Here is a 12,993-nt window from a genome sequence, read left to right as displayed (position 1 = left end):
GGTCAACTATGAAACTAAAAACAAACATTCGCCACTTACATGGCAGTATCCGGGTTCCAGGTGACAAGTCTATCAGCCACCGTTCGATTATTTTTGGTAGTTTGGCTGAGGGCGAGACCAAGGTATATGATATTCTGCGTGGAGAGGATGTGCTCTCAACCATGCAGGTTTTTCGTGACCTTGGTGTTGAAATTGAGGAAAAAGATGGGGTTATTACCATTCAAGGTGTGGGCATGGATGGCTTAAAAGCGCCGCAAAATGCTCTTGATATGGGAAATTCTGGCACCTCGATTCGCCTGATTTCAGGTGTACTTGCTGGTGCGGATTTTGAAGTTGAAATGTTCGGAGATGATAGTCTTTCCAAGCGTCCTATGGATCGTGTGACGATTCCATTGAAAAAAATGGGCGTCAGCATTTCAGGGCAAACAGAGCGAGACCTGCCTCCTCTTTGCCTAAAAGGGACGAAAAATTTAAAACCGATTCACTATGAGTTGCCAATCGCCTCTGCTCAAGTTAAGTCTGCCTTGATATTTGCAGCCTTGCAGGCTCAGGGGGAGTCCGTTATTATCGAGAAAGAATGTACTCGCAACCACACCGAAGATATGCTTCAGCAATTTGGTGGCCATTTAAGTATGGACGGCAAGAAAATCACACTCCAAGGACCACAAAAATTGACCGGACAAAAGGTAGTTGTTCCAGGAGATATTTCCAGTGCGGCCTTTTGGTTGGTTGCAGGTTTGATTGTTCCAAACTCTCGTGTAGTGCTGCAGAATGTGGGCATCAATGAAACGCGTACTGGTATTATTGATGTCATTCGCGCCATGGGTGGGAAACTCAAAATAACTGAAATTGATCCAGTTGCTAAATCAGCAACCCTGACTGTCGAGTCTTCAGACCTCAAAGAAACGGAGATAGGTGGATCCTTGATTCCACGCTTGATTGATGAATTACCCATTATTGCTCTTCTCGCGACACAAGCGCAAGGTGTAACGGTCATTAAGGATGCTGAGGAGCTCAAGGTCAAGGAAACCGACCGCATTCAGGTGGTGGCAGATGCTTTAAATAGCATGGGGGCGGATATCACTCCTACAGCAGACGGGATGATTATTAAAGGGAAATCAAGCCTTCATGGCGCTAGAGTCAATACTTTTGGTGACCATCGTATTGGCATGATGACAGCCATCGCGGCCCTCTTAGTTGCAGATGGAGAAGTGGAACTTGACCGTGCAGAAGCCATCAATACCAGCTATCCTAGCTTCTTTGATGATTTGGAGAGCTTGATTCATGGCTAAGGTATTACTCGGATTTATGGGAGCTGGCAAGTCGACAATCGCTAGAGGATTGGACCCAGACTACATCGATATGGATGCCTTAATCGAGGAACGTTTGGGCATGTCCATTGCGGATTTCTTCACTGAAAAGGGAGAAGAGGCCTTTCGTCAAGTAGAGTCAGAAGTCCTAGCTGACTTACTAAAAACTGACCGAGTTGTGTCAACTGGCGGAGGAGTTGTCATTTCTCAGAGAAATCGTGACTTGCTCAAAACCAATCCTGATAACATCTACCTAAAAGCAGATTTTGAAACCCTCTACCAACGTATCGCAGCTGATAAGGACAATCAGCGCCCGCTTTTTCTTAACAAAAGCAAGGAAGAACTGGCAAGTATTTTCCATGAAAGACAAGTTTGGTATGAGGAAGTAGCCAGTCAGGTTTTGGATGTGACCAAGTTAAGTCCAGAGGAAATTATAGAGGAACTGAGATGAAAATTGCCTATCTAGGTCCCAAGGGATCTTTTTCGCATCATGTTGTGCAGACAGCCTTTCCCAAAGAGGAATTGCAGGCCTTTGCCAATATCACAGATGTTATCAAGGCCTATGAACAGGGCTTGGTGGACTATTCTGTGGTGCCAGTTGAAAATTCTATCGAGGGTAGTGTTCATGAAAGCTTGGATTACCTTTTTCATCAGACTCACATCCAAGCAGTTGCAGAAATCGTTCAACCCATTCATCAGCAGTTAATGGCAGTTCCAGGTCAATCAAAAATTGAGAAGATTTTTTCTCATCCTCAGGCTCTAGCTCAAGGAAAGAAATTCATCGATAAACACTATCCAGAGGCTAAAATAGAGGTAACAGCCAGTACTGCCTATGCAGCTCGCTTTATTTCGGAACATCCAGACCAGCCATATGCAGCCATTGCTCCTAAAAGTTCAGCTGAAGAATATGGCTTGGAATTAATTGCTGAGGATATTCAGGAAATGGAAGCTAATTTCACGCGTTTTTGGGTGTTAGGGGCAGAGATACCGATAATCCCTTTGAAGCCACAAGCTGAAAAAATGAGTTTGGCCTTGACCTTACCAGACAATCTACCTGGTGCTCTTTACAAGGCACTTTCGACTTTTGCTTGGAGAGGGATTGACTTAACAAAGATTGAAAGTCGCCCCCTTAAAACAGCCTTGGGAGAATACTTTTTCATTATTGATGTAGACTATAGTGACAAAGAACTGGTCCATTTTGCCAGACAAGAACTAGAAGCCATTGGAATCCAGCATAAGATCCTGGGAACCTACCCGATTTTTACCATAACTGATTTAGAAAAGGAGAGTTAATGAGCAAAGAAAATCCTTTAAGTCATCACGAGCAGTTACGTTATGACTATCTCTACAAAAATATTCATTATCTCAATGACAGAGAAAAGAGAGAATTTGACTACCTACAAAGAAAGCTAGATGGAACTTCACCTCACAGTAGAATCTATGAGAAAAATGAGGAAACTTTGGGATCTGATATTGATCTTCCTAGCTACACTAATCGAAGTCGTTCAAATAGACAGCAAAAGAACACTTCACTTCCAAAAGGGAAAAAGAAGAAACCAAGAAAATTTTTCAAACGATTTTTAATTTGGTTTTTACTGTTGATAACCTGTGTGGCTGCGGGGATGATTTTTATGTTTCTTCGCGGTTTCCAGTCAGCAACCTCTACCAATAAGCCAGCTGATGCAAAAGCAGCTCAAGTAGAGGTCTTTAATGGTCAAGATACCAAAGATGGGGTGAATATCCTAGTCATGGGGACAGATGGTCGGATTGGTCAAAATAGTGCAGAAACCCGTACAGACACGATTATGGTGTTGAATGTTAGTGGTTCGGATAAGAAAATCAAGCTAGTCAGCTTTATGCGTGACAACCTAGTCTATATTGATGGCTACAGCCAGATTGTGAATGGCAAGAAACAAACGGATAATAAACTAAATGTTGCCTATGAACTCGGGGAACAAGAAGGGCAAAAAGGGGCAGAAATGGTCCGCAAGGTTCTAAAAGATAACTTTGATTTGGACATTAAGTACTATGCCCTAGTGGATTTTCAGGCCTTTGCAACTGCTATTGATACGCTATTTCCTGATGGGGTGACTATAGACGCTAAGTTTTCAACGTTAAATGGTCAGCCTCTGACAGAAGCCACAGTTGGAGATGACCTACATGCAACAGAAACGGAATCACCAACTCAAACTATTAAAGTTGGGAAACAGCAGATGAATGGCTCGACCTTGCTCAACTACGCTCGCTTCCGTGATGATGATGAAGGAGACTATGGTCGTACCAAACGTCAGCAGCAAGTCATGTCAGCCGTTCTTGAGCAGATCAAAGATCCGACCAAACTCTTTACCGGTTCAGAGGCACTTGGAAAAGTATTTGGAATGACTTCTACCAACCTACCATATACCTTCTTACTGACCAATGGCTTATCAGTTATCGAAGGTGCACAGAATGGTATCGAAAGATTGACAGTGCCAGAACTTGGCGATTGGGTAGATGCTTATGATGTCTACGGAGGACAAGGTCTACTTGTCGACCAGAACAAATACCGGACTAAACTCGCCCAAATGGGAATGAGATAAGAGATAGATAAATAAAAATCAAAGCTTCATTCACCAGTAAAAATGGTGGATTGGGCTTTGATTTTTTACGGTATCTGATGGATTTTTAAGGCTTTTTTATGGTATAATAAAACGATATAACTCGTTTTTGAAAAGAAGAGGAGAGACATGAGTGATTTGAAAGCGATTCAGGCTCGTAGTCTGGAAATGGCTGAATATTTTGTCGCATTTTGTAAAGAACATAATTTGTTGTGCTATCTCTGTGGTGGTGGGGCTATTGGTGCCCTTCGTAATAAGGGTTTCATTCCTTGGGATGATGACTTAGACTTTTTTATGCCTCGAAAGGACTATGAAAAATTAGCAGAGCTGTGGCCACGTTTTGCAGATGAGCGCTATTTCTTATCAAAAAGTGACAAGGAGTTTGTCGATCGAAACCTCTTTATTACTATTCGTGACAAGGAAACCACTTGTATCAAGCCTTATCAAAAGGATTTGGATTTACCACACGGTTTGGCCTTGGATGTTTTGCCTTTGGATTATTATCCTAAAAATCCAGCTGAGCGTAAGAAACAGATTCGTTGGGCCTTGATTTATTCCCTTTTTTGCGCCCAAACTATCCCAGAAAAGCATGGTGCCATCATGAAATGGGGAAGTCGCATCTTACTCGGCCTGACTCCAAAATCTCTACGTTATCGCATTTGGAAAAAAGCTGAGAAAGAAATGACCAAGTATGGTCTGACTGAGAGCGATGGAATTACGGAATTATGCTCAGGTCCCGGCTACATGCGAAACAAATACCCAATCGCATCCTTTGAGGACAATCTCTTCTTGCCATTTGAAGGAACTGAGATGCCCATCCCAGTCGGTTATGATGCCTATCTCAGCACTGCTTTTGGGGATTATATGACACCGCCACCAGCGGACAAGCAAGTACCGCATCATGATGCCATTATAGCAGACATGGACAAGAGCTACACAGAGTACAAGGGAGAATATGGAGCATGATGGGAGAAAAAATAAGCGTTATCGTTCCAGTCTACAATGTAGAAGCCTATCTGGAGCGATGTGTGGAGTCGATTCTTCAACAGACTTATGCCCATTTTGAGTTAATCCTAATCAACGATGGTTCTACCGATTCCAGCGGACAAATCTGTGATCACCTAGCATCTCAGTATGAGAATATCAAGGTTTATCATATCGAAAATGCTGGTGTTTCAAATGCTAGAAATATGGGAATTCAGCTAGCGACGGGTTCTTGGGTTACCTTTATTGATAGTGATGATTTCGTTACTCAGGATTACCTAGCTACCTTAGCAGGTGCAGTTGAGGGGTTGAATGTAGGCTTTGTTATTGCTCCTCTGCACCATATCAAAAACGGCATTGTAACAGACCTACCTCCACATTCTGGAAAAACAGAACTCTGGTCAACAGAAGAAACCATGAAGGAACTATTGATGACTACCAGAACGTCATTTTTTCCAGTTGCAAAACTGTTTAAGAGAGACCTGCTTGCGTATGAAAAGTTTAATACAAATTATCACCTAGCTGAAGATGCCTTATTTTTAACTGAATTGCTACTAAAGACAAGATGCAGTAGCGTATTTATTGACAAGCCTGTTTATTATTATGATCATCGTGAGGGAAGTGCAACAACATCTGTTAATCGACATGTATTTGACACGATAGAAGTTTATCAGCAAATAATTGCTCAAGTTTCACAAGCCTTTCCTAATTTAAAATACGAATTAAAAAATAGAGAATGTTGGTCGTACATCACAGTTTACGATAAAATTATCTTTACCTCACGTGAAGAGTATCAAAAGGAGAAAGTCGAGCTGAGGACTTGGATTGTTCAGCATCGACGTGAAATATGGAAGGATGCTTATTTCACTACATTTCGTAAGATAGCTATCTTGTCACTTGTATTTTCTCCATGGATATATAAGAAAATTGTTGGGTTAAGAAACTAATATTATGAGAAGGAGTTGAAAATGAATTTTTCAAAAATGAATGAATACTTTGAAAAATCAAAATTATGGATTTCATATCTGTTTGTTTTCATTTCGATTTTAAGTATGAGTTCACTAGTTTATAAGGTAGCAAATCCAATCTATAAGGGATTGTCAGCGATTGTTGTACTTTATATTTGCTACACATTGTTGTTTAAGTGGAAACAGATTACAGTAGATCGAAAGTTTTTGGCCTTATTTGGCTTGTTATCTGGTAGTCATCTGCTATCGGCAGTATTCAATCGCTCCGGACATTTGATTGGGAATGTGATTGAAATCCTTTTCATGGTAACCTATGTTTTATTATTTACCATGTTACAATCGGATCAGCTTAAAAGATTATTTGACTGGATTGCCTACACAGTTCAAATCATTTCTTTCTCTTCCGCAATCTTTGCATTTGGTTTATTGGTAAGTAGAGTCCTTATCCTATTTAAGATTGGCGAACAATCCTATTACTATGGTGTCATGAATGGACGTCTATGGGGGATTGTTAATCCAAATGCTAGTGCGATATTTTCATACATTAGCATTATTTTAGCTATGTATTTGATCCACAAAGGAAGTAAATATTCTGTTTATCTTAAACTGAACAATGTGATTCAATTAGTTTACTTCGCTACGATGCAAAGTCGAGGAGCCTTACTTTCTTTACTCCTCATGGTTGGACTTTATAGTTTCTTTGCTACTAGAGGAACTATCATTAAACGATTCCTCACTTTTATTGTTGCCGGTCTGCTAATTACTGCTACTAATATTGGATTAAGCTATGCAACTTCAATTTATATCGCATCTGAAACTGCGACCGTTTTAGATTTAAACAAAGGGCAATCCTACGCTGAAACAGATTCGTCTGCTACTAAAAAGAATGGTGAACTCCATCTGATTGAAACAACACCGAGTGGTAGGACCTACATTTGGAAAAATGCCATCAAGATGGGAAGTGCCAAACCAATTTTTGGTTATGGTGTACGAAATGTTCCAGATTACTATGCAGAATATTTCAGTAAATTTGAGATTCAAAACTCCCTTATTGGTGGGAATTTCCATAACATTTTTGTGACCATATTTGTCAGTTCGGGAGTTCTAGGTTTGGTATCCTTCCTTCTTGTACTGGCTTACGTCATCAAGCGCTTTTTAACGTATTTGATTGTTTCCAAGAAAAATACTGATAAATTAATCATGATCCTTTTCTTCGGTATCTTGTTTGGTCAGCTGTTTGAGAGTCAGATTATGTATTCAACCAACTTTATTAATATCATCTTCTGGTTAGCAATTGGCTATGGACTCGTAGTCTGCAAACGGGATGAAGGAGTTCGGTACCAAGAAGTAACAGATATCAGTGAAATTCAACAGATGGAACTTGGAATCATGGAGTACATTCACGAGGTTTGTCAGAAAATTGGTGTCAAGTATTTCCTAGCATATGGAAGTCTAATTGGTGCGGTTCGCCATAAAGGTTTTATCCCTTGGGACGATGATATGGATATTTGCATGCTAAGAGAAGACTATGAGAAACTACAAGATTACCTCATCGCTAACCCTGATGAACGTTACGAGGTCATGTCTTATAAAAATAATCTCAACTATGTCTATCCCTTCATGAAAGTGCAGGATAACCATACTTATTTACTGGAAGAAGATGTTCGCATCGATTCGAATATGGGAATCTATGTAGATATTTTCCCCGTGGATGGCTATGAGGATGACGTAGATTTTAAAAACAAAATGACGAAACTCATAAAGAAACGTCAATTAAGTTGTTACACTTTTAAAGGAATTACTAATACAAAAAGTCTACTAAATTCTTTGATCCGTTATATCTCTGTTGTCATTTTCTATTTCACAAATACGAATAAGTATGTTGAGCAAATTGATGAGCTTGCTAAATCTAGAGCAGTTGCTGACTACGAGCAAGTTGACTATTTGATTTACAAGGATATGAATAAGCCAGTTTGGAAACGTGAGTGGTTAAAACAAGTGATTGTGGGAACGTTTGAAGGCAAGGAATTTATGATTCCAAAACACTACCATGAAATTTTGACCTCGGACTATGGAGATTACATGCAATTGCCCCCTCTTGAACAGAGAGTATCTCACCATGATTTTAAACTGTGGAAAATCACTAAAAGTTCTAAGTAAGCAAATCGCAGTTAGAAATCGTTTAAAGAATTAGTCGAAATTAGGAGAATAAAACGTATGTCTGAGAGAGTTTTAAGTCTTGAAGAAATAAAACAAGTGGAGTTGGATATTTTAAAGTATCTACATGAACTATGTGAACAGCATCAGATTAAATATTTTATTGATTTTGGAACCTTACTAGGAGCTGTCCGCCATAAAGGATTTATCCCTTGGGATGATGATACCGATATTTCCTTAGCGCGAGATGAATTTGAAAAGCTTTATCAGGTTTTAAAAAATGAGAATCATCCCTACTACAAATTGATTTCATTTAGAGAAACAAAAGGCTATCCTTACAGTTATATGCGTGTCCACGATATTAGAACACGTAGAGACGCCAATCTTTTGGACCCGACAGTTGTATTGGGAACTTGTGTTGACATTTTTCCATACGATGGTGTTGTGACGGAGGAAAGTGATTGTAAGAAAATGAAGCTCTACAAACATTTTATCCGCCTTTCGTCTTTGAATTTCAAAGGAATTAAATCAGAAAATGGGGGGATAAAAAATATACCTCGCTATATTGGGTCAGCTATTTTTCGTTTAAGTTCTCCACAAACTTGGAATCGAAAATTAGAGAACCTTGCTTTGAAATATAGTATAAATCAAGCTACAGATCTTACCTGTACGATATTTGATCCAAGTTTTCCAGAGGGAATCAAAAAAGAATGGCTCTATGATTTGATTGATATGCCATACGAAAACATCGTAGTGAAAGCTCCGAGAAAATACCATGAAATTCTTGTCTACGAATTTGGAGCAGACTATATGACTCCACCACCTGTTGAACAGCAGGTTCCAGGAACTGATAAGAATTATTGGATTGATTAGTAAGAGATTGTTTTCATCTAGAAAGGAGTATTCAAGATGAAGAATAAAAAATTAGTTAAACCAGTCAGTTATGGTTTACTTGCATTCCTTTTTGTGTTGATTGGTTTATCACAACAAGTTAATGCAGACACCATTACTGCTGGTTCAGGCAATCGTATCCATTTCATAAATACTAAAGCAAAATCTGGGAGTGATGCTATCCTTCTGGAAAGCAATGGTCATTATGCCTTGATTGATATGGGGGAAGATTATGACTTTCCTGATGGGAGTGATCCACGCTATCCAAGTCGTTGGGGAATTTCCATGAGAAATTATCAAGTCTTGGAAGACCGTCTGATTCGCCATCTTGACCAAGTTGGTGTTAAAAAACTGGATTTTATTATTGGAACCCATGTACATAGTGACCATATCGGCGGAGCAGATGAGATACTTAATCGTTATCAGGTTGGTAAGTTTTATTTAAAAAAATATTCAGATGACCGGATTACCTCACACTGGGGACTCTGGGATAATCTTTTCAATTATGATAATGCTTTGAGAGCCGCACAAAAACGAGGGGTTACTCTTATTCAGAATATTACAGACGAGGATAGTCACTTTAAATTAGGTGATATGGATATCAAACTCTATAATTATAAAAATGAATATGATGCTGAGGGGAATCTGAAAAAAGTTCGAGATGATAACTCCAACTCTATCGTTTCAGTGGTGACTGTGGCAGGAAAGAGAATCTACCTTGGTGGAGATTTGGATAATGCTGAAGGAGCGGAAGATAAGTTAGGTCCAGTTATCGGCAAGGTTGATATGATGAAATGGAATCATCATTATGATGCGACAATTTCAAATACGATTAATTTTCTTGAAAACCTATCTCCAAAGATGATTATTCAGACAACTGGCGGTGATATTAATGTTGCTTCAACCAGAGAATATCTCCAAAAGAAAAATATTCAAGTTCTCAGAGCTTCTAGTCAAACTCAGGATGCAACTGTTTTTAATATTAGTGATAGCGGATTTGCTAATGTTTCTAATCTCTTCCCTGACATCCCTGTAGTTGACGAAAAATGGTATCAAGAAGGTGGCTACTGGAAATATCGTTTAGCAGATGGAGAAATGGCTATCGGTTGGAAAGAGATTGGCGGAGCCACTTACTTCTTTAATGGAAAAGGGCAAATGCAAGCAGGACGCTGGCTTCACCTTAATGATGATTGGGGAGAAAATGCTAAGGGGAATGATTACTATCTCAACTCAAATGGTAAAATGCAAACAGGCGGTTGGTTCAAGCTGGATGGTCATTGGTATTATATCCAATCAAATGGTGCTAGACGATTTAGTGAACTTTCTGAAATTGGAGGGAAAAAGTATCTCTTTGCAGCAGATGGGAAGATGCTAACAGGACATCAAGTCTATAATGGCAAGAAGATGTTCTTTAGCGAAAGTGGTGCACTCCAAACAGCAGGTAAGCCTTCAACTTGGCAAAAGATTGATTCAGATTGGTATTTCTATGATGAGGATGGGCTAAAGACCGTTGGTAAAAAGAATATCAATGGAAGCACATACTACTTTAATCAAGAAGGTGTCATGCAAACTGGCTGGGCCTTTGTTGATGGTCACTGGAACTATTTTGCAAGTTCTGGAGCTATGAAAACTGGTTGGGTCAAGGATCAGGACACTTGGTATTATCTGGACAAAGATGGCATCATGCTCACTGGAAAACAAGAAATCAACAGTACTCGTTACTACCTGAACGCTAGTGGTGCAATGCAAACAGGCTGGAAATGGCTAGAGAACCATTGGTATTACTATGCGAACTCAGGAGCTATGAAAACAGGCTGGATTAAGGATAATGAGAAATGGTATTATCTAAATCAAGATGGTATTATGCAGACTGGAAAACAAGAAATCAATGGTACGCGCTACTATTTGAATACCAGCGGTGCCATGCAAACAGGCTGGCAGTGGCTTGATAAACACTGGTATTACTACGCTGACTCAGGAGCTATGAAAACTGGTTGGTTGAAGGATCAAGGAACATGGTATTATCTTGAAAATCAGGAAGGTATCATGCTGGTCGGTTTCCAACAAGTAGATGGTAAGCAGTATTACTTTAGTGCATCAGGAGCTATGCAAACAGGCTGGAAATGGTTTGATAATCATTATCGTTACTTTGAGGCAAATGGAGCTATGAAAACAGGTTGGATAAAGGATAAAGGAATCTGGTATTATCTCAATCCTGAAGATGGCATCATGTTGGTTGGCCTTCATAAAGTAAATGATGATCATTATTACTTTGATGAATCAGGAGCTATGCAGACCGGTTGGAAACGAATTGACGGTAATTGGTACTATTTCCAAACAGATGGTTCCTTGTTGAAAAATGCCACCACACCAGATGGTTATAAGGTCAACGAAGAAGGTATTTGGAAACAGGCTGTTGCTGCTGTGAATGACGAAGCAGATCAGTCAGAAAAGAAGCAAGAAGCTAATTCCTCTATTGCTGAGCAGCCAAAACAAGATTCAAATCTAGAAGTCAATACTTCTGACAAGAAAGAAAAAGAATAAAAGAAACACCCTACTAGTGTAAACGCTCGTTTATCAGTAGGGTGTTCTTTTAATTTCTTTTGATCTTAGCTAATACTAGGTTCAGTGCATAGTGAAGTGTTTTATCCTTAGCGATAAAAAGCGTCAAGAGATAGTAGATTCCACAAGTGGCTATGGTAGAGAGAACCATGAGGATCATGTTGAGGTTCACCGTATAGGAACTGATTTGGAAAATCATCTTGAAAATATAGAAGATCGGGATAAAACCAAGGGATATGAGACCATAACGTGTTAAGGTCACAAAGATTTCTTTTAAATTGATTAGTTGGTGTTTCCTAATAAAATGAATTTCTAAGAGAACAACGATGGCTTCTGCAATAATGGTCGTAGCAATATAATACTCAGGGGCAAAAATATTATTGATATACAAGATACAGTTGAAGAGAAGATTTGCTCCACCACCAGCAAAGTAGAAAGCAGTCAAGCGGTTCTCGTGGTCATTGATAAAGATAATTTGCTTACCAAGAATCAATTCAATAGCCCAGATAATAGTTCGAAAGGCGAAGACGCTGGTCACGATACCTGCCTCAAGATACTTTTCAGAAGAGTAGATAACCGTTGCGTACTTTCCTAAAATCATAATTCCGAAACTAGTTGGAATCATGAGAAAATAGAATAATGATGCCGCTTGATTTACAAGATAATTATAAGAATTGTAATCCTTTTTCCCAAGGTAGTAGCCGAGACGTGGAATGCTGACACTGATAGCTCCACTTAAGACACCAGCAATTAGCATGACGATGCTATAGGCAATTGTATAATAAGAAATATAGTTTTCATCTGGTCCCTTGGTGATAAACATTCTATCTAGCAAGGTATAAAGCATATTGGCATTTGCCAAGAGAAGCATAGTAAAGAGTGGTTTAGAAGCCTTAGCTAACTCAATGAAACCAATTTTAACAAAAGAAACTTCTCTCTTAATCCAAAGAAAACTAAGGAGGTAGTTGAGGATAGTTGTCGCAGTCATGACTATAGCGTAGGGAACAATATCATCAGCAGTTTTGACAAAGGCAAAGATGGCGACCAGCATGGTAATCCGAATAATTAACGTTTTGTAGAGGATGAAGGCATAGTTTTCATAAGCCTCGTTCATCCATTCGATATTGAGAAATTGGAAGAGTGCTTGAGCTCCTAGGATGTAGTAGAGAACTTTCAGATTCTCAATGCTGGTGTCAAAGAAGATAAAAAGGAAGTAGATACCAGTAGTTAGGAGAGAAGTGAAAACTGAGATATAAAACAACTTAGAAAAGACGTAGTTGATTTTATTCTTGTCATCCTTAACCTTACTGATAGCTCGAATCCCGTAGTTGTATATTCCAAAGGCAGCTAGTGGAATAACGAAACTTGCCCAGGTATTGGCCGTATTGAAATAACCGTAGTTGGATTTGCTGAGGATCCGCGTCAGATAAGGGTTGGTTATCAGCGGAAAAACGATATTGAGAATATTGACCAGCAAGCTGGCCAAGGCATTTACTTTTATATTTTTCATTGAACTTTCTTTCT

At 39.3% G+C, this 12,993-nt stretch carries 10 protein-coding genes; 9 read left to right on the top strand and 1 reads right to left on the bottom strand.

Going from position 1 to position 12,993, the window contains the following annotated elements; all coding sequences use genetic code 11:
• Positions 1 to 8: 8 nt before the first annotated feature.
• The 9 genes from aroA to K1I97_RS02785 all read left to right on the top strand — a co-directional run bounded on the left by aroA (position 9) and on the right by K1I97_RS02785 (position 11,451).
• The gene (aroA, locus tag K1I97_RS02825) at positions 9 to 1,292 is read left to right on the top strand and encodes a 3-phosphoshikimate 1-carboxyvinyltransferase (protein ID WP_223331500.1); all 1,284 of its coding nucleotides are present in this window, start codon (positions 9 to 11) and stop codon (positions 1,290 to 1,292) included.
• Positions 1,285 to 1,761 carry a shikimate kinase gene (locus K1I97_RS02820; RefSeq protein ID WP_223331499.1) on the top strand — a complete coding sequence of 159 codons (477 nt, stop codon included), beginning with the start codon at positions 1,285 to 1,287 and terminating at the stop codon, positions 1,759 to 1,761. Before aroA ends, K1I97_RS02820 begins: the two co-directional genes overlap by 8 nt.
• Complete coding sequence (gene pheA / locus K1I97_RS02815) at positions 1,758 to 2,603, top strand: prephenate dehydratase (RefSeq protein WP_223331498.1); 846 nt, start codon at positions 1,758 to 1,760, stop codon at positions 2,601 to 2,603. The genes K1I97_RS02820 and pheA overlap by 4 nt, the downstream gene beginning before the upstream one ends.
• Positions 2,603 to 3,889, top strand: a complete 1,287-nt coding sequence (locus K1I97_RS02810; protein ID WP_223331497.1) for an LCP family protein — start codon at positions 2,603 to 2,605, stop codon at positions 3,887 to 3,889. The genes pheA and K1I97_RS02810 overlap by 1 nt, the downstream gene beginning before the upstream one ends.
• Positions 3,890 to 4,036: 147 nt before the next feature.
• Positions 4,037 to 4,873, top strand: a complete 837-nt coding sequence (locus K1I97_RS02805) for a LicD family protein (RefSeq protein WP_223331496.1) — start codon at positions 4,037 to 4,039, stop codon at positions 4,871 to 4,873.
• A complete protein-coding gene (locus K1I97_RS02800; protein WP_223331495.1) occupies positions 4,870 to 5,838 on the top strand; it encodes a glycosyltransferase family 2 protein in 969 nt (322 codons plus the stop codon). The genes K1I97_RS02805 and K1I97_RS02800 overlap by 4 nt, the downstream gene beginning before the upstream one ends.
• Before the next feature lie 21 nt (positions 5,839 to 5,859).
• Complete coding sequence (locus K1I97_RS02795) at positions 5,860 to 8,019, top strand: LicD family protein (protein ID WP_223331494.1); 2,160 nt, start codon at positions 5,860 to 5,862, stop codon at positions 8,017 to 8,019.
• A gap of 57 nt (positions 8,020 to 8,076) precedes the next feature.
• Positions 8,077 to 8,889, top strand: a complete 813-nt coding sequence (locus K1I97_RS02790; protein WP_223331493.1) for a LicD family protein — start codon at positions 8,077 to 8,079, stop codon at positions 8,887 to 8,889.
• Between the two features lie 36 nt (positions 8,890 to 8,925).
• A complete protein-coding gene (locus K1I97_RS02785) occupies positions 8,926 to 11,451 on the top strand; it encodes an MBL fold metallo-hydrolase (protein ID WP_223331492.1) in 2,526 nt (841 codons plus the stop codon).
• Positions 11,452 to 11,500: 49 nt separating this feature from the next.
• Here the strand turns inward: K1I97_RS02785 and K1I97_RS02780 are convergent, their stop codons facing one another.
• The gene (locus K1I97_RS02780) at positions 11,501 to 12,979 is read right to left on the bottom strand and encodes an oligosaccharide flippase family protein (RefSeq protein ID WP_061417070.1); all 1,479 of its coding nucleotides are present in this window, start codon (positions 12,977 to 12,979) and stop codon (positions 11,501 to 11,503) included.
• Positions 12,980 to 12,993: the final 14 nt, after the last annotated feature.

Origin of the sequence: Streptococcus oralis, assembly GCF_019929345.1 — a bacterium.
Taxonomy (GTDB): Bacteria; Bacillota; Bacilli; order Lactobacillales; family Streptococcaceae; genus Streptococcus.
This window is presented reverse-complemented; position numbering and strand designations above follow the sequence as displayed.

Excerpts from the sequence above, each read along its gene's own strand:
- aroA (WP_223331500.1), top strand. The coding sequence starts at position 9 with ATGAAACTAAAAACAAACATTCGCCACTTACATGGCAGTATCCGGGTT.
- K1I97_RS02820 (WP_223331499.1), top strand. The coding sequence starts at position 1,285 with ATGGCTAAGGTATTACTCGGATTTATGGGAGCTGGCAAGTCGACAATC.
- pheA (WP_223331498.1), top strand. The coding sequence starts at position 1,758 with ATGAAAATTGCCTATCTAGGTCCCAAGGGATCTTTTTCGCATCATGTT.
- K1I97_RS02810 (WP_223331497.1), top strand. The coding sequence starts at position 2,603 with ATGAGCAAAGAAAATCCTTTAAGTCATCACGAGCAGTTACGTTATGAC.
- K1I97_RS02805 (WP_223331496.1), top strand. The coding sequence starts at position 4,037 with ATGAGTGATTTGAAAGCGATTCAGGCTCGTAGTCTGGAAATGGCTGAA.
- K1I97_RS02800 (WP_223331495.1), top strand. The coding sequence starts at position 4,870 with ATGATGGGAGAAAAAATAAGCGTTATCGTTCCAGTCTACAATGTAGAA.
- K1I97_RS02795 (WP_223331494.1), top strand. The coding sequence starts at position 5,860 with ATGAATTTTTCAAAAATGAATGAATACTTTGAAAAATCAAAATTATGG.
- K1I97_RS02790 (WP_223331493.1), top strand. The coding sequence starts at position 8,077 with ATGTCTGAGAGAGTTTTAAGTCTTGAAGAAATAAAACAAGTGGAGTTG.
- K1I97_RS02785 (WP_223331492.1), top strand. The coding sequence starts at position 8,926 with ATGAAGAATAAAAAATTAGTTAAACCAGTCAGTTATGGTTTACTTGCA.
- K1I97_RS02780 (WP_061417070.1), bottom strand. The coding sequence starts at position 12,979 with ATGAAAAATATAAAAGTAAATGCCTTGGCCAGCTTGCTGGTCAATATT.